Below are 18,079 nucleotides of genomic sequence, written 5' to 3'. Positions count from 1 at the left end.
AGAGTTCAGGGCTTAATCTGATACAGCGGTAATGCATTTAACCGACGATCGATTTCGGCGACCATCTGCTGATAGACCGCCGAATCGATCGACTGATACTGCTGCTCAAACATGGCTTGCGGTAAACCTTCCGGCAAGCGGCTTTTATTCGGAAACAATTCCTGCTCGGTGCGGTCCTGCTGCGTGAAAAATTGTTGCACCGCGCGGGCCGATTGCGGTGAAGCAGCCGCTATACGGGCGAAACGGATACCGGCACGGTCAGCCAGCAGGTCAACAAAACTAAAACCACTGCCGCCGTTTAATGAATCCAACAACTCCTTTGCCTCACCAACTGCCGACGACAACCGCTGATTCCCCAACACATGCAAGCTGGCAGAATAGACAAAATGTTGTTGTAAATCCGGCCGGCGTGCCAGCGTCACCCGCGGTAACTTGCCTTGCGGATTCGTCTTAATTTCATTGACCAGCAACTGCAGATTACGCCCACCCAGCAGTTGTGCCAGCGCCAGGATCACCGCCTGATTTTCCCGTACCGCCTGTTCCGGCTTATCTTTACTGCGGCGGTCGGCTTCACGTAGCAGCACCTGCAGATAAGTGATCAGACTGTGCGACGACTGAGTAGCACTCTGTTGTTGACTGTGCGCCAGAGCCAGCGCGTAATAATGCTCAATCAGCGCGGTTTGTTCGTCTGAGCCAAACCATTGCTTGTACAGACTGACGCCAGATAATTTCAGCTGACTGAGACTAAAACCCTCAGACTTACTGAGTTCCACCTTGACCGCATCCTGCTGCACTGTCACTGAGCGCACTTTCGCCAACAACGCAGCGCCTTCGCCAGGTCCCCACAGCTGATCAGCGACCCAGCCCAATAGACCCAGCGCCATATCGCCAGGTAAAGTCAGCCGGCCCAGTTTTACCTGACGAACCTGCAAAGGCCCGGCGGAAGGTTCAATTTGAATATCGGCGTTGATATAAAGCTGGTAAGACAATACGTCCAGCGGCATCGTCATCAAAATGGTCAGTCCGGCCGGATTAATCTGCGTTTTTCCCTGAAAGCCTGGCAAGGTGCGGCTCGCCAGCGCGAAGGCCGCATTCAGTTCGTCAGCGTTGGTTTGAATGACCAGCTGTTGGCCCGGGTCACGCATCGATTGATTCAGGTTGTTGAATAACTGCTGGCTGTTGCGCACCGCAGCCGCATTTAACTGGCCAGTCTCACTGAGCAATGGTGTGCGTTGCAGCAATAACAGCGCCAGCAATGCCAGCACAGTGGCAAGCAACAGCAGTAAAGTTAGGATCTGACGAAAAAGATGCTGGACAGCCTGCATCAATCAACCTCAAGTGGCGCAAAGGCCTTTATCTTAACAGAAGGATTTGCTGCGGCGCGACGATTTCTGCCGCAGCGTGATTTGTAACTAAATATTCTGCTAAACAGGCACTTGCTACTACCGCTTTGCCTGCTTTTCTGGCTAAGATAACGACAATATCGCAGTGCGAAGCGCCCGTGCCAGGTGCTATTACAACGACAATAAATTCGCTGAGGAGTTCGATTGAACCGATTTATAGCCGTCATCGGCCGGGCTCTACTCGCCTTTGGGGTCCTGATCTGCAGTGCGCATGCCGATCCGCTGGATGCGAAACTGGACCAGTTCCTGCAATTGACGAACCAACAGCCAGCACAGGCATCTGCGTTGATCCAGAGTCTCGAAGCACAGCTCACTGCGGATACTCCAGCGCTGACCCGCGCCCGGCTCTGGTCCTATCTGGGTGGCGACTATCGTGACAGACAAGATTTTGCCAAAGCCCAGCATTATGTCGACCTCAGCCTGGAGCTGGCCGAACAAGTGCAAAGCGAAGATATCCGAGCCGAGGCGCTGACCGATCAACTGTCGCTGTATCGCGCGCAAGATCAACCGGGCAAAGCCCGCGCGCTGGTCAGCCAACTGCAGGAAACGCTGGCAAGCGCCAATCTGGAGCGGATCCGCTATTACGCCGCCAACACGCTGGGTAATTTTTTGCAGGCAGAAGACCAATACGAACAAGCGCTGCAAGCTTATTATCAGGCATTTCATGCCGTTGAAAACTCTAAAGATCCACGTACAGCCGTGCGTAAAATCTACCTGCAGGGCGCTATTGCCGGCCTGAACACCGTACTGGCTCAGTACCAAAAAGCCGATGAATTGCTGCAAGCCGCAATTACACAGGCAGAGGAACAAGCGGCGCTAAACTTTCTGCTGCCTGACCTGTACCTGCAGCTTGGGGTGAACTTCGCATCACAGCCAAAGAACGCAGAGGCCGAACAAGCGAATCAACAAGGCTTAAAGTGGGCACGAAAGCTGAACAATCCCTATTCGGTCGCAACTCTGCTGAATAATCTCGGCGACCTGCGCCTTAAACAGGGGCAATATGCTGAGGCTGTGCCGTTGTTTGTTGAAGCGAAACAGCTGGCCGAACAACAAAAATATACAGCCATGACGCTGACCGCTGAATTTAATCTCGGTTATATCAAAGTGTTGCAAGGCAACTATGCCGAAGGCCTGACACAAATGGCCGCCATGGTTGCCAAGGCTCGCGAACTGCAAATGGCGGATACAGAATTACTGAGCTATGTCGGTGAGTTGGCAGATGCCTACGGCACCGCGAAGGCCTACGCTGACGAAGCCCGTTTATTGCGCGAGTACAATGCGCTCAGTCAGAACATTTTTAAAACCGACCGGGATCAGGAAATCAGTGCGTTACAGGAAGCTTTTTCTGCCAAAGAAAAAGCCAAACAGATTGAAAGTCTGCAGCAACAAAACCAACTGAAATCGGCAGAAATCGCCCAAACGCAATTGCAGCAACGGGTCATGTTTTTGTTTGGTCTGGTCGTTCTGCTGGCGACCACCTTGTTGTATCTACTGTATCGCAAGGTTCGCAATGCCAATCAGCAGTTACGCCATGCCAATGACCAGCTGGCATATAACTCGTTGCACGACCCGCTGACGGGGTTGCTGAATCGCCGTTCTTTGCACGAATTTATGCAAAAACGCACGGAACAAGGCGAACGCCGGCAGTTACCAACTGCCACCACCGATGGTTTTATCCTGCTTGATATCGATTATTTTAAACATATTAATGACCATCACGGTCATGCTGCCGGCGATGTCGTGCTGATTGAGGTCGGCCGCAGACTGAAGCAGCTGACACGTCAGGGTGATATGGTGCTGCGTTGGGGCGGCGAAGAGTTTCTGATTGTACTGCGTAATCTGAATCAGACAGCCTTGACTAACTTCACCAATCGCGCCCTGCAGGTAATTGGCAGCGAACCCGTGATCTATCAGAACGTCAGTATTCAGGTGACGGCCTCGGCTGGCTTCCTGACGCTGCCATTCGCCGGCGTCGACGAACACCAGCTGAACTGGGAAAAAGCACTAAAACTGGCCGATATGGCGTTGTATATGGGCAAAGTGCATGGCCGCAACCGTGGTTATGGCCTGGTCGCCTTACACAGGCCTTACGAAGAGCTGCGGGCGCAGCTGGAAACTGATCTCAGTATGCCCATCGAACAAGGCCATCTGGAAATCACGCTGGTGCTAGGTCCGCCACAAGCCTGATCCGACCAGATTCGCCTACAGGCGCCGCGTTCTATACTGCAAAGACTTGTTCTCACAGGTCTTTTTTATGCCTTTTCGCTATCTAGTAATGACACTGCTGTGCTGCTCCTGCTCTGGCTATGCAGAAGTTCTCTGGCAGGACTTTCGCCTAACCTATTTAAACGGCAGTCATTACCGGCTGGGCGACCCACAACGTCAGGTTCTGACAATTGAACATGCCGCCGCCACAGCCTGGGGCGACAGCTTTTTTTTCCTCGACCATATGAAATCCGCTAATGGCCAGCACAGCAATTATGCTGAGCTACAGCCCCGCTTTAGTCTGGGTAAAAATGGCTGGCAGCAGGCACCTGGCGGCCTGATCAAAGATGTGTTGCTGGCGAGCCATATCGAGATGTCATCGCAGCGCACCAACCTGCTGTATGGCGTGGGGCTTGATTTAGCCATGCCTGGTCTGAAGTTTACCCAACTGAATTTTTACCGGCGCAATAACGAACAAATCGCCGATAACTGGCAGGCCACGCTGGTCTGGGGCGCGCCTTTTCAATTCGGCGGTCAGTCGTTTTTGTATGACGGTTTTGTCGACTGGGCCAGCGGCAGCGTGGATCAGCATGCCAACCTGAACTGGACGTCACAACTGAAATGGCTGGCCAGCAATCTGTGGCAAGGCAAGAGCCAGGTCTGGCTCGGCGTGGAGTACGTCTGGTGGCGACATAAGTTTGGGGTGCTGGACAAGCCCTTGCTGCGCAGCCACGAGAATAATGTGAATCTGCTGCTGAAATGGCATTTTTAGCGGGCGTTTAATAACAACGCCGGCACAAGGCCGGCGTTGTGAAGACAGTAGTCAGAACGACTATTCCCAGTTCAGCACTACTTTGCCGCTCTGACCGGAACACATAATGTCAAAGCCTTGCTGGAACTCAGCAACCGGCATTTCATGGGTCACAATCGGCGTCAGATCCAGACCGGATTGGATCAGGCTCGCCATCTTGTACCAGGTCTCGAACATTTCGCGGCCATAAATGCCTTTAATCACCAGGCCTTTAAAAATCACTTTGTTCCAGTCCACCGCCATATCAGACGGCGGAATGCCTAACATCGCAATTTTGCCGCCATGGTTGATGGTGTCGAGCATAGAGCGGAATGCCGATGGCACACCGGACATTTCTAAACCGACATCAAAACCTTCGGTCATGCCCAATTCGGCCATTACATCGGTCAGATTTTGTTTGCTGACGTCCACTGCACGGGTCGCGCCCATTTTCAGTGCCAGTTCGAGCCGGAATGGATTGACGTCGGTGATCACGATATGACGAGCGCCGACATGGCGTGCAACAGCTACCGCCATAATACCAATCGGGCCGGCGCCGGTGATCAGCACATCTTCACCGACCAGATCAAATGACAGAGTGGTGTGCACAGCATTGCCGAACGGGTCAAAAATCGCCGCGATGTTATCTGGGATATTGTCTGGAATTTTAAAAGCGTTAAAGGCCGGGATCACCAGATATTCAGCAAAAGAGCCCTGACGGTTCACACCCACGCCAATAGTGTTCCGGCACAAATGCACGCGACCGGCGCGGCAGTTGCGGCAATGGCCACAAACTAAATGGCCTTCGCCGGACACGCGGTCACCCACGGAAAAACCGCGCACTTCCGAGCCCATGCCCACCACAACACCAACATATTCATGACCAACCACCATGCCATGCGGAATGGTTTTTTGCGCCCAGTCGTCCCACTTGTAGATATGGACGTCAGTGCCACAAATCGCGGTCTTTTTAATTTTGATTAAAACGTCGTTTGGCCCGACTTCCGGCATCGGCACTTCGGTTTGCCAAATACCCGGTTCTGCTTTTAATTTCGCTAATGCTTTCATGTTGTTACCTTAAGCGATCACGCCCATGTCTTTACCGGTACGGATAAAAGCGGCAATGGCTTTATCCAGCTGCGCTTTGCTGTGAGCGGCCGAAATCTGCGTGCGGATCCGCGCCTGCCCTTTTGGCACCACCGGGAAGGAGAATCCAACCACATAAACGCCTTGTTCCAACATCCGCCGGGCAAATTCACCGGCGACTTTCGCATCGCCCAGCATCACCGGGATGATGGCGTGGTCTTTACCGGCTAGCGTGAAACCGGCGGCAGTCATCTGCTCACGGAAATAGGCGGCGTTCTCCCAGAGTTTAGCTCTGAGCGCGTCGCCTTGCGCCAGCAAATCGAGCACTTTGATCGACGCAGTCACAATGGAAGGCGCCAGACTGTTGGAGAATAAATACGGCCGTGAACGCTGTCTGAGCCATTCGATTACTTCTTTTTTACCTGAGGTGTAACCACCAGAGGCACCGCCTAAAGCTTTGCCAAGCGTACCGGTGATGATATCGACGCGCTCTAACACGTCGCAGTATTCATGGGTACCGCGGCCATTTTTGCCTACAAAACCCACAGCATGGCTGTCATCGACCATCACCAGGGCATTGTATTTATCCGCTAAATCACAAATCGATTTCAGGTCGGCAATGACGCCGTCCATCGAGAACACACCGTCGGTGGCGATCAGTTTAAAGCGTGCGCCATCAGCATCGGCTTGCTTTAACTGTGCTTCCAATTCCGCCATATCATTGTTGGCATAACGGTAACGTTTGGCTTTACACAGCCGCACGCCATCGATGATCGAGGCATGGTTCAGTGCATCAGAAATGACCGCATCTTCAGCGCCTAAAATGGTTTCAAACAAACCGCCGTTGGCGTCAAAGCAGCTGGAATACAAAATAGTATCTTCAGTACCTAAAAACGCGCTGATGCGCGCTTCTAAAGTTTTGTGAATATCCTGAGTACCACAGATAAAACGCACAGAGGCCACACCAAAACCATGGCTATCGAGGCCTTGCTGCGCCGCTGCAATCAATTCAGGCGAATTGGCGAGGCCCAGATAGTTATTGGCGCAGAAGTTTAAAACCTGCTCGCCGTTGACGGTGACATCGGAAAATTGCTGAGACGTGATGATCCGTTCGCCTTTATACAGGCCTTCGGCTTTCACATCGTCGATTTGTTGCTGGATATGGCCGAGGAACGCGGAATTGCGCATGGAGCCTCCTGTTGGGACATTGGTATTTATACCCTTCTTCGTTGCAGATCTGGCGTTGTTGGCTGCCTGCGCTCACTGCGTTCACATAGGGGGCTATGCTGATGTTTGAAAATCGCCGCAGATTCGTTTAGTTGCCGTCAGGCCAGTTCTTCAATGATCTTGGGTATATATTATTATCGAAAGCATTCGAAATCATCATTTATTTTCGATAAACCATGGATCGCTGCTTCTCTGGAATTTGGCGCCGATTGTACCGCAAAGATTGACCGATCGCAGTGAAATTGCGGCTGGTCGGTGCACAGCCGGGATCAGTGTCACTGCAGGGGGGATTTGTCGCTGGCAGAAATAATAAAGGCCGCAGCAGCGGCCTTTATCAGGTCAAAACAAACTTATTTCTTTTTCGCTTTTGGATTTGGCAAGTCGGTGATAGAACCTTCGTACATCTCAGCCGCCAGACCGATTGATTCGTTCAGCGTTGGGTGTGCGTGGATAGTCAGTGCGATATCTTCAGCATCTGCGCCCATTTCGACCGCTAAACAAATCTCACCGAGCATTTCACCGGCATTGATACCGACAATAGCGCCACCCAGAATACGGTGCGTTTCTTTGTCGAAAATCAGCTTAGTGAAGCCTTCAGTGCGGGCTGAAGCGATAGCACGACCTGAAGCTGCCCATGGGAAAGTCGCGGTTTCGATGGCAACGCCTTTCTCTTTGGCTTCTTTCTCGGTGATACCGACCCAAGCCATTTCTGGATCTGTGTATGCCACAGATGGAATGCAACGCGGGTCGAAGAAGTGCTTCATACCAGAAATCACTTCAGCGGCAACGTGGCCTTCGTGTACGGCTTTGTGCGCCAGCATTGGCTGACCAATCACGTCGCCGATGGCGAAAATGTGTGGCACGTTGGTGCGCAGTTGTTTGTCGACGTTGATGAAACCACGCTCATCAACGTTCACGCCTGCCTTCGCTGCATCCAGCAGGCTGCCGTTTGGACGACGGCCAACTGCAACCAGGATTTTGTCGTAACGAACCGGTGAAGCCGGTGCGTTTTTGCCTTCGAAGGTCACATACAGACCGTCGGCTTTCGCTTCAACTGCAGTCACTTTGGTGGACAGCATCAGCGTGTAATTGTCTTTGTTGTACTTGGTGTAGGCTTTGACCAGATCAGCATCTGCCGCTGGCACCAGCTGGTCAGCGAATTCAACCACAGATACTTTAGAACCTAAAGCACGGTATACAGTGCCCATTTCCAGACCGATGATACCGCCGCCTAATACCAGCATTTCGCCCGGAATGTCTTTTAATTCCAGCGCGCCGGTAGAATCGATGACGCGTGGGTCATCTTTTGGAATAAATGGCAGTGCAACTGGCTCAGAGCCAGCAGCAATGATGGCGCTGTCAAAAGTGATAGTGGTATCACCAACCACCAGCGTATTCGGGCCAGTGAATTTGCCGTAGCCGTTCACGACTTTGACTTTACGCATTTTAGCCATACCGTTCAGACCGTTGGTCAGCTGGCCAACCACTTTGTCTTTCCAGGCACGGATTTTATCTAAATCGATTTGTGGTGCACCGAAGGTTACACCGTGAGATGCCATCTCTTTTGCGTCATCGATGACTTTGGCAACGTGTAATAAGGCTTTCGACGGGATACAGCCAACGTTTAAGCAGACACCGCCAAGGGTGCTGCGGGCTTCAACTAAGGTCACTTCCAGACCTAAATCGGCTGCACGGAATGCAGCTGAATAACCACCAGGGCCAGCGCCCAGCACTACTACCTGAGTTTTGATTTCGTTGCTCATTGTTTTACCTTGCTATTTTAGCTTGCAATTTTACTTGCTTCGGGCTCGTAGGTTGCCACGGCAGCGCCGGTGGCACAGCGTAAAAGTTGGCGGATTTTAGCACCCTGCCTGAAAGATGTCCCGTAACTTTTCAGCCACATCAACATCAGCTACATCAACATCAGACGGGGGCTGTTGCCACCGCAACAACAGCGGCAGCCAAGGCTGCCGCTTACTGCATTACATAATAATCTGACGAATATCAGCCAGATAAGATGCCAGCGTTGCGGTGAAACGCGCCGCTAAAGCACCATCGATCACCCGGTGATCATAAGACACCGACAACGGCACCATCAGGCGTGGCTGGAAGGCTTTACCATCCCATTTCGGCTTGATATCCGATTTCGACACGCCGAGGATCGCCACTTCCGGTGCATTGACGATAGGCGTAAACGCCGTGCCACCGATACCGCCGAGGCTGGAGATGGTGAAACAACCACCCTGCATATCCGCTGCCGTCAGTTTGCCTTCACGGGCTTTGACAGAAATTTCCTGCAGCTCGCGTGACAGTTCGATAATGCCTTTTTTGTTTACATCACGAACCACCGGTACCACTAAGCCATTTGGTGTATCGACCGCAATGCCCAAGTGTACGTATTTCTTCAGAATCAGGCTGGCGCCATCTTCCGATAAAGAGCTGTTAAAGGTTGGGAATTCTTCCAGCGCTTTAGCCACAGCCTTCATCACAAACACCAGCGGAGTGTATTTGACGCCGAGTTTTTTCTTCTCTGCCAGGCTGTTCTGATCTTTACGGAATTCTTCCAGATCAGTGATATCAGCTTCGTCAAACTGGGTCACATGCGGAATGCGCACCCAGTTGCGGTGTAAATTGGCACCGGACAGCTTCTGAATACGCGACAGCGGTTTTTCTTCCACGGCGCCGAACTTGCTGAAATCCACTTTTGGCCAGGCAATTAAATCAAAACCAACACTGTTGCCACTGCTGGCCACACTGCCCTTGCCTGCTGCGACCTGCGCAATAATGTTTTTCACATAATTCTGCACGTCTTCACGCTGCACCCGACCTTTACGCGCAGTGCCGGTGACTTTGGACAAGTCGACACCAAACTCACGGGCTAAGCGACGTACCACTGGCGAAGCATGAGCAAAAGCTGCGCTTTGTGTCACCACGCTGTCAGCCACGGCTGTGGCTGGCGCTGCACTCGCAGCAGGGACTGCAGGCGCAGCTGGAGCTGGAGCCGCTGCAACTGGCGCTGCTGGAGCTGCGGCCGGTGCTGCTGCAACTGATGCTGGCGCTGCTGCACCGGTCGAAAATACAAACACTAATGAGCCGGTTTGTACTTTATCGCCGACTTTGACTTTGACTTCGGTCACAGTACCAGCGAAAGGTGCCGGCACTTCCATCGCCGCTTTGTCGCCTTCGACCGATAACAGTGATTGTTCTGCTTTAACCACGTCGCCGACTTTGACCAGCACTTCAGTGACTTCAACCGCGTCACCACCGATATCCGGCACTTTCACGTCTTTGCTTTCGGTAACAGCTGCGGCAGTCGCCACTGGTGCTGCAACAACTGGGGCCGCGACTGGCGCGGCGGCTGCAGCAGGAGCTGGAGCAGCAGCTGCGCCGGCAAACACCATAATCAACGAGCCGGTTTTGACTTTATCGCCGGCTTTCACCCGAATTTCCTGCACCACACCGGCCTGAGCAGCTGGTACTTCCATCGAAGCTTTATCGCCTTCGACCGACAGCAGCGACTGGTCCACACTGACAGTGTCGCCGACTTTCACCAGAATTTCGGTGACTTCCACTTCATCCGCGCCGATATCCGGCACAAAAATTTCGATTGTCATTGCCATTCCTCTTATGCGAACAGTGGGTTCGGCTTATTGGTGTCGATGCCAAAACGCACGATGGCATCGGCGACCAGTTGTTTGTCGATAGTGCCTTGTTTAGCGAGTTCACGCAGCGCCGCCAGCACCACGTAACCGGCATTCACTTCGAAGTGACGGCGCAGGTTCTCGCGGCTGTCGGAGCGGCCAAAGCCGTCGGTGCCCAGCACTTTGTACGACACTGCCGGCACAAAAGCACGGACCTGGTCGACATAGTTTTTGATGTAGTCGGTTGCCGCAATGGCAGGCTCTTTGCCCATCACCTGTGCAATGTACGGCACTTTTTCCGGCTCGCTTGGGTGCAGCATATTGTGACGTTCACAATCCTGACCATCGCGTGCCAGTTCGTTGAAAGACGTCACCGAATAGACATCAGAAGCAATGCCGTATTCTTCAGACAGAATTTCCGCAGCACGACGCACTTCATTCAGGATGGTGCCTGAACCTAATAACTGCACTTTGCCTTTGTTACCGGTCAGGGTTTCCAGCTTATAAATACCACGACGAATGCCTTCTTCAGCACCTTGTGGCATCGCCGGGTGATGATAGTTTTCATTCATCACTGTGATGTAGTAGTAGACGTTCTCTTGTGCTGCACCGTACATGCGGCGGATACCGTCCTGCATGATCACTGCCAGTTCGTAAGCGTAAGTCGGGTCGTAAGAGATACAGTTTGGTACTGTCCCGGCCAGGATATGGCTGTGACCGTCTTCGTGCTGTAAGCCTTCACCATTTAATGTGGTGCGGCCAGCAGTGGCGCCTAACAGGAAACCACGGGCCTGTTGGTCTCCGGCCAGCCAGGCCATATCACCAACGCGCTGGAAGCCGAACATTGAGTAGTAAATGTAGAACGGGATCATCGGCAAATCATTGGTGCTGTACGACGTTGCCGCCGCCACCCAGGATGCCATTGCCCCCAGCTCGTTAATACCTTCCTGCAACACCTGGCCAGAAGTTTCTTCTTTATAATACGAAACAATGGCGCGGTCTTCCGGCGTATAAGTCTGACCGTGCGGGTTATAAATACCAATTTGACGGAACAGACCTTCCATACCAAAGGTACGGGCTTCGTCGGCGATAATTGGCACAATTTGCTGGCCGATATTCGGGTCTTTTAACAGGATATTCAGGCCACGCACGAACGCCATAGTGGTTGAAATTTCACGTTTTTGCTCTTCCAGCAAACCTTCAAACACTGGCAATTCCGGCAAAGTCAGCGCTTTGGTGAAATTCGGCAAACGTACCGGAGTGTAACCGTTTAAGGCATTGCGGCGCGCATGCAGGTACTGATGCTCTGGCGAGCCTTCCGGCAGCGTCAGATATGGCAGGCTGTGTACGTCTTCTTCCGACAGATACTCTTCCAGATTCAGACGCTTACGGATTTGCAGCACATGCGTCATATCCATTTTCTTCACCTGGTGGGCGATGTTTTTGCCTTCAGCGGCTTCACCCATACCATAACCTTTGATGGTTTTGGCCAGGATCACAGTCGGACGACCTTTGGTCTCTTGCGCCGCTTTAAAGGCAGCATAAAGTTTGGACGGCTCATGACCACCGCGTTTTAACGCGAAGATCTCTTCGTCGGTCATATCGGCAACTAAGGCGGCAGTTTCCGGGTAACGGCCGAAGAAGTGCTGACGCACATAAGCACCGTCTTTGGCTTTATAGGTCTGGTAATCGCCGTCGATAGTTTCGTTCATCAGCTGCAGCAGCTTGCCGGTGGTGTCTTTGGCCAGCAGCTTGTCCCAGCCACTGCCCCATACCACTTTAATCACGTTCCAGCCGGCGCCACGGAATAAACCTTCCAGTTCCTGGATGATTTTGCCGTTGCCCATCACCGGGCCATCTAAACGCTGCAGGTTACAGTTGACCAGGAAACACAGGTTATCCAGTTTTTCCCGCGCGGCGAATGACAGCGAACCACGGCTTTCCGGCTCGTCCATCTCACCGTCACCGAGGAAGGCATACACACGTTGTGCGCTGGTGTCTTTCATACCACGGCCGTGTAAATACTTCAGGAAACGCGCCTGGTAAATCGAGGTGATAGGGCCTAAACCCATAGACACAGTCGGGAACTGCCAGAACTCCGGCATCAGTTTCGGGTGCGGATAAGAGGATAAACCTTCACCACCAACTTCCTGGCGGAAATTGTCCAGCTGATCTGCCGTTAAACGGCCTTCAACAAAAGCACGGGCGTAAATACCTGGTGAAATGTGGCCTTGATAATAAACTAAATCGCCGCCGTCTTTTTCGTTCGGCGCGCGGAAGAAGTGGTTAAAACAGGTTTCGTAAAACGCGGCAGCGGACTGGTACGACGCCATGTGGCCGCCCAGTTCCAGCTCTTTTTTCGACGCGCGCAGCACGATCATGATGGCGTTCCAGCGGATCACCGAGCGGATCTTTTTCTCCAGATTCACATCGCCCGGATAAGCCGGTTCCTGCTGCGGCGGAATAGTGTTGATATAGTTGGTGGTGATGCCGGTTGGCATGTCCACACCTTCCAGCCGCGCCTGTTCCAGCACCTGCTCGAGCAGGAATTGCGCCCGCTCCACACCTTCAGTGCGTACTACGGATTCCAGCGCTTCCAACCACTCCTGGGTTTCGAGCACGTCGACGTCAAGCTTATTGACTTCAGACATATCAATTTTCCTTTCAAACCGTCCTGCCGCGCAGGACCTCAATGTTATTGTTCTGCTAGCGCTTAGTTCTGTTGCGAACGACGCAGCGAGCGTTCAAGTCGTGAGCGTTCCCGGTCGGCTTCCAGCAAAGCCTCTTCAATAAAGGCCAGATGGCTGTTGCTGGCTTGCCGGGCTTGTTCCGGCTCACCATTGATCACCGCTTCCATTAACCGTTGCCGATGCGAATTCAGCTGGCCCACAATGCCGTCCTTCTGCTGCAGAATTTCCAGGTTCAACCGGATATTCTGCTCCACCAGCGGCGTTAAGCCGCGCACCAGATGCAGCAGCACCACATTATGGGATGCTTCTGCCACTGCTGAATAAAACCGTCCAACCGCTGCAGCTTCCGCATTAATATCCTGCTGCTGCTGGGCCAGACAGATGTCGTCATAGCGTTGTTTAATCTGCCCGTAATCGTTGGCAGTGCCACGCAGCGCCGCGTAATAGGCACAGATGCCTTCTAAGGCGTGACGAAATTCCAGTAAATCAAATTGCGATTCGGGATGACGGCCAATCAGTTCAAACAACGGATCCGTCAGACCACCGACCAAAGTGTCGCAGACAAAAGTGCCGCCGCCTTGTTTGCGGCTGACCAGCCCTTTGGCTTCGAGCTTTTGTAGTGCTTCGCGCACCGATGGCCGGGACACTTCAAATTGTTCAGCCAGTTCGCGTTCGGTTGGTAATTTTTGACCAGGCGCGAAGCTGCCTTCGAGCAACATTTGCTCCAGCTGTCCAACGATTTGATCCGACAATTTAGCCGGTTTAATTTTGAGTGCGTTTTTCATGGCTTCAACAGCGTAGCAAAGCCGCGCTGTTTGTCATTCCTGTCCAGAGCTGATGTTATTGTCGGCGCTTTGAATGTCACGCCGTGTAAATTGGTAAGACCATTTTACGTTAATGCGCATCAAATTAGCAGAAAAGGCTAAGGCTGTAAATCAGTCAACGCCAAGCCGGTGGAATTTCAGCCACAAAACTTAGAGTTAAAACTCTAGAAAATGAGCCGATAGGTTTAAAAACCCAATTGGTCAGACCATTAATGAAGTACGAAGCTATCGTCTACCCTAGCCGCTGGCCACAACGCGATCTGCACCATAAAAAAACGCCACATCGTGGCGTTTTTTTACCAAGGGCTGAGTTAACTCAGCCAGCCGCTGAGCGTCAGAACAGCCACCAGGGCCAGGAAAAACAGCACGTTGCGTTTTGCTAAAGCCACGGCACTGACGGCAGCTTCCCGCGAATTCAATAGTTCTTCTGGGACTGGCTCCGCCGCCTGACTCAGTTCAGTCAGTAATTGTGGCGCACTCATCTGCATAGCACCGGCGTGTTGCAGTAGCACAGCGCTGGTGCGGCTGAAATCACCAACCAACGCCAGGCCTAAACCAAACAAACGCACCGGCAGCCAGTCAGCCCAGTGCAGCAGATCATCGGCGAACAGACGCCAGCCAGCGGAGACCGGTGCAGAGTCAGCGGCTACAGCCGGCGTTTCGACTTCAGGCGCAGCGGCATCGGCTACCGCTGCAGTGTCTTCAGCAGGCAAATCACTGCTGTGCTGATAAGTCATAGGTTCAGCGAGTTGTCGCAGACAGGCATAAGCCACGGCGCCAAAGGCTCCCAACAGTGCATACCAGAACAATACCGCGGCATAATAACGAAAATTCAGCCAAATCAGCTGTGGGCCATAAGTCAGCTCCGGCGCGCCTTGTGCCTGACGCATTTGGTGCATGCACAGAAAGGCCGCCTGCTCATCATCACGCTGACAAGCATTCAAAAACTGCTTGTACTGCTGCCGGTAATGCCAGCTGCCAATACACAGCAATAGCACCACAGTGTTGAGTACCAGCTGAAATAACCAAAACTGCACACTATATATAAGCAGTGCAATCACCACCGCCGGCAGCAACCAGCCAACGAAAAGAAAATAGGGCTGCTGACGGATACTGCCAACGCTGCCCGAACTACAAAAACGCAGGTAAGGCTGCAGGTAAGTCACCAACTGCCAGCCGCGTCCGCGCACGGCGAGACGCTCCACAATTAATGCGATCAGCATGCTTAACAACGTCATAAGAATTCTCCTGCGCTCGGATCAGAATGGGTAGAGTTCGCCGGCGCCATGCCAAGCAATTGAAAATAATGCGGCCAGTTAAAAGCCGGGCCCGGATCGGTTTTGCGACCCGACGCGATATCACAGTGGCCGACAATCCGCTGTGGATTGATTGCCGGAAACTGGCGCAATAACTGTCGGCTAAGACTGGCCAGCGCCGAATATTGCGCCTCGGTATAAGGCACGTCATCCGTGCCTTCCAGCTCAATCCCAATCGAAAAGTCATTACATTTATCGCGACCATCAAACAAGCTAAGGCCGGCATGCCAGGCGCGTTTGTTAAACGGAACATACTGCCAGATGCGGCCATCCCGATAAATCACACAATGCGCGGATACACGCACGCCTTGCAGCCGGGCAAAATATGGATGTGCGGTACAATCCAGACGCCCACCAAAAAAGTCATCAATATAAGGGGTAGAAAAAGTCGCCGGTGGCAAACTGATATTGTGGATCACCAGCAGACTAATGTCGGCCGGATCGGGTCTGTCGTCATAATGGCTGCAAGGCCGACTGACCAGTTCTACCGGTTGCGGTTGCTGCAATGCCGCATTGAATGCGGGATCCCGTGGAGCCGTACTTGGCAAAGCCTTTCCTCAATGGTTATGCTGTCGCTTTATTCTCTGCGTCATGGCAATTGAATGCAAGCTTCAGATCCGTCTCCATCGCAACAACCACCTGACAGTACCGCCCGCTTTGGCCGTAGCTTTGCCTGGATCGCATGGCTGTTGGTCCTGGCGCTGGTGTATCTGTTTTTTGCTGATGTGCTGGAGCAACAACGTAACCCGAACCAACAATTGCAGCAAGAACTCGGTGCCACTGGCGAACGGGTGGTCGTGCTCGATGCCAACCGGCAGGGGCATTATGTCGGAACTTTGTTACTGAATAACCAGCCTGTTGAATTTCTGCTGGATACCGGCGCCACTGCAGTGGCGGTATCTGAACAAGTTGCCACGCGCACTGGCATGGTCAAAGGGACGCCTTATCAAAGTGCAACTGCCAATGGCGTGGTGACTGTGCATCGCAGCCGTATTGCTGAGCTTCGACTCGGTGACATTGTGCTCAGAGATCTGGATGCCAGTATTGTTCCCAATCTGGCAGGCGCAGAGATTTTGCTAGGAATGAGCGCATTAAACCATTTAGAATTTACTAAACAGCAGCAACAGCTGCGCCTGATCCAACGATAAACTGGACTCAACGATAAGAACGTTATGCAAAGCACTGTGACCGAATTAAGCCATCAGGAACGCCTGATGCAAGAAATACGTCGGGGCGTCAGTCACGCCCTGGCTGAAGATTTAGGTTATTTACCGATCCAGCAAGGCGACATTACCGCCTCGTTAATCCCGCCAGAACAACAAGCCACTGCAACTGTCGTCACACGGGAAGACTGCGTGGTGTGTGGCACTGCTTGGGTTGATGAAGTGTTCGCTCAGTTGTCCGACCTAGCGGTGATCCAATGGTTTGTGCAGGATGGCGACAAAGTGACAGCAAATACTGTGCTTTGCGAAATCAGCGGGCCAGCGCGCATTTTACTGACCGGCGAACGTACAGCGCTGAATTTCCTGCAAACCTTAAGCGGCACAGCGACAACCACCGCGCGTTATGTTGCGTTATTAAACGGCAGCAAAACCCGCTTACTGGACACCCGTAAAACTTTACCCGGCATGCGACTGGCACAGAAATACGCGGTAAGTTGTGGCGGCGGCAAAAACCATCGCATCGGTCTATACGATGCCTTCCTGATTAAAGAGAACCACATCGCAGCTGCCGGCTCTATCGCCAACGCGGTGCAAACTGCCCGGCAAAACTTTCCCGGCAAAACGGTCGAAGTCGAAGTTGAAGACTTAACCGAACTGGAACAGGCATTGGCGGCCGGTGCGGATATCATCATGCTGGATAACTTCCATACTGCCGACATTATGCAGGCGGTGGTGCTGAATCAGGGCAAAGCCAAACTCGAAGTCTCCGGCAATGTGACGGCTGAATCACTAAAAGCGCTGGCCAGTACTAATGTCGACTATATTTCCAGCGGTGCTTTGACCAAAAATGTGCAGGCGATTGACCTGTCAATGCGCCTACGGGTGCGTTGAGAGGCCGGTGTCGGCTCTGCGGCAAACCTTTTGCCGCCAACCCGAAGTCAATAGCCAGCGAATGCTGGCTTTTTTTTAGCCGCTTGAACCAAAAAAGCAGCAGCTGTCAAGTGCCCAGCGCTGAGAATGCCTTAGCACAGAATTATCTCACTTTATTAACAAAAACTTATTTTCTTTATATTTCAATGGGTAATTTTGATTGGCCTAAATATTGCATTTTATTCAAAACTTAAACCAACCTGACAAAAACACTGATACCCAAATCAGGTAAACACTTGAAATAGTATTTAATTTCATAACGTTACACTGAGAAAAAATAAATAATTACAAAATCGAATTTTTTTCTTGCGTAACATTTAAATTTGTCCAGAATAGAAAACAGCCCCCCGGGTTAATTACTCACAAACGGAGATGTACTATGAAACGTAATCAAGGTTTCACCTTAATCGAATTAATGATCGTTGTTGCAATCATCGGTATTCTGGCAGCGGTTGCTCTGCCTGCGTACCAGACCTACACCGCCAAATCTAAGTTCTCAGAAATTGTAAATTCCACCGCTGCGCTGAAGACTGCTGTCGAACTGTGTGCTTTGGATAAAGCCGGTGTAACTGGGTGTACAGATGGCGCCACAGGCCCTGGTTATCAGATCTCTGCTCTGACTGCGTATGGCAATGTACAAACCGTAGCTACAACAAACGGGGTGATTACAGCTACAGCGAAGACAACGAACGGTCTGAATGGCGAAACTTATATTCTCACCCCAACATTTGCTTCCGGCCAGACTACATGGGCAGTTAGCGGTACTTGCCAAGGTAAAGGTTACTGTTAATAGTTAAACCCAAA

General features: G+C 52.2%; 14 protein-coding genes. 5 read left to right on the top strand and 9 right to left on the bottom strand.

Translation table 11 applies throughout. The features are described 5' to 3' along the window. Positions 1-5 precede the first annotated feature (5 nt). Positions 6-1,325 (bottom strand): YfiM family lipoprotein, encoded by a 1,320-nt coding sequence (locus ACFFJP_RS04020; RefSeq protein ID WP_377240763.1) that lies wholly within the window; start codon positions 1,323-1,325, stop codon positions 6-8. Positions 1,326-1,547: 222 nt separating this feature from the next. Here ACFFJP_RS04020 and ACFFJP_RS04015 point away from each other — a divergent pair, with 222 nt between their 5' ends. Both ACFFJP_RS04015 and ACFFJP_RS04010 read left to right on the top strand, forming a co-directional pair. Further along, entirely contained in the window at positions 1,548-3,590 is a 2,043-nt protein-coding gene (locus ACFFJP_RS04015) for a diguanylate cyclase (protein WP_377240761.1), read from the top strand. Between the two features lie 67 nt (positions 3,591-3,657). Continuing rightward, complete coding sequence (locus tag ACFFJP_RS04010; protein ID WP_377240759.1) at positions 3,658-4,380, top strand: outer membrane protein OmpK; 723 nt, start codon at positions 3,658-3,660, stop codon at positions 4,378-4,380. A gap of 60 nt (positions 4,381-4,440) precedes the next feature. Here the strand turns inward: ACFFJP_RS04010 and tdh are convergent, their stop codons facing one another. The 8 genes from tdh to ampD all read right to left on the bottom strand — a co-directional run bounded on the left by tdh (position 4,441) and on the right by ampD (position 15,730). Next, a complete protein-coding gene (gene tdh, locus ACFFJP_RS04005; RefSeq protein WP_377240757.1) occupies positions 4,441-5,466 on the bottom strand; it encodes an L-threonine 3-dehydrogenase in 1,026 nt (341 codons plus the stop codon). Between the two features lie 9 nt (positions 5,467-5,475). After that, a complete protein-coding gene (locus tag ACFFJP_RS04000; RefSeq protein WP_377240755.1) occupies positions 5,476-6,672 on the bottom strand; it encodes a glycine C-acetyltransferase in 1,197 nt (398 codons plus the stop codon). Positions 6,673-7,061: 389 nt separating this feature from the next. Next, the gene (lpdA, locus tag ACFFJP_RS03995; RefSeq protein ID WP_377240753.1) at positions 7,062-8,474 is read right to left on the bottom strand and encodes a dihydrolipoyl dehydrogenase; all 1,413 of its coding nucleotides are present in this window, start codon (positions 8,472-8,474) and stop codon (positions 7,062-7,064) included. 219 nt (positions 8,475-8,693) lie between these two features. Beyond that, complete coding sequence (gene aceF, locus ACFFJP_RS03990) at positions 8,694-10,325, bottom strand: pyruvate dehydrogenase complex dihydrolipoyllysine-residue acetyltransferase (protein ID WP_377240751.1); 1,632 nt, start codon at positions 10,323-10,325, stop codon at positions 8,694-8,696. A gap of 11 nt (positions 10,326-10,336) precedes the next feature. Beyond that, the gene (gene aceE / locus ACFFJP_RS03985) at positions 10,337-13,003 is read right to left on the bottom strand and encodes a pyruvate dehydrogenase (acetyl-transferring), homodimeric type (protein ID WP_377240749.1); all 2,667 of its coding nucleotides are present in this window, start codon (positions 13,001-13,003) and stop codon (positions 10,337-10,339) included. 62 nt (positions 13,004-13,065) lie between these two features. Continuing rightward, positions 13,066-13,827: a pyruvate dehydrogenase complex transcriptional repressor PdhR gene (gene pdhR, locus ACFFJP_RS03980; protein WP_208933226.1), complete on the bottom strand. Its 762-nt coding sequence runs from the start codon at positions 13,825-13,827 to the stop codon at positions 13,066-13,068. 350 nt (positions 13,828-14,177) lie between these two features. Further along, positions 14,178-15,104: a regulatory signaling modulator protein AmpE gene (gene ampE / locus ACFFJP_RS03975; protein WP_377240747.1), complete on the bottom strand. Its 927-nt coding sequence runs from the start codon at positions 15,102-15,104 to the stop codon at positions 14,178-14,180. Continuing rightward, positions 15,101-15,730, bottom strand: a complete 630-nt coding sequence (gene ampD, locus ACFFJP_RS03970) for a 1,6-anhydro-N-acetylmuramyl-L-alanine amidase AmpD (RefSeq protein ID WP_377240745.1) — start codon at positions 15,728-15,730, stop codon at positions 15,101-15,103. The genes ampE and ampD overlap by 4 nt, the downstream gene beginning before the upstream one ends. A 54-nt stretch (positions 15,731-15,784) precedes the next feature. Between ampD and ACFFJP_RS03965 the strand changes: the two genes are divergently transcribed. The 3 genes from ACFFJP_RS03965 to ACFFJP_RS03955 all read left to right on the top strand — a co-directional run bounded on the left by ACFFJP_RS03965 (position 15,785) and on the right by ACFFJP_RS03955 (position 18,065). Beyond that, positions 15,785-16,330: a retropepsin-like aspartic protease family protein gene (locus tag ACFFJP_RS03965; RefSeq protein ID WP_377240743.1), complete on the top strand. Its 546-nt coding sequence runs from the start codon at positions 15,785-15,787 to the stop codon at positions 16,328-16,330. A 66-nt stretch (positions 16,331-16,396) separates the two neighbouring features. Continuing rightward, positions 16,397-17,236 (top strand): carboxylating nicotinate-nucleotide diphosphorylase, encoded by an 840-nt coding sequence (nadC, locus tag ACFFJP_RS03960; protein WP_377240741.1) that lies wholly within the window; start codon positions 16,397-16,399, stop codon positions 17,234-17,236. A gap of 418 nt (positions 17,237-17,654) precedes the next feature. Beyond that, the gene (locus ACFFJP_RS03955; RefSeq protein WP_377240739.1) at positions 17,655-18,065 is read left to right on the top strand and encodes a pilin; all 411 of its coding nucleotides are present in this window, start codon (positions 17,655-17,657) and stop codon (positions 18,063-18,065) included. Positions 18,066-18,079: the final 14 nt, after the last annotated feature.

Origin of the sequence: Rheinheimera tilapiae (assembly GCF_042432165.1) — a bacterium.
Lineage (GTDB): Bacteria > Pseudomonadota > Gammaproteobacteria > Enterobacterales > Alteromonadaceae > Pararheinheimera > Pararheinheimera tilapiae.
This window is presented reverse-complemented; position numbering and strand designations above follow the sequence as displayed.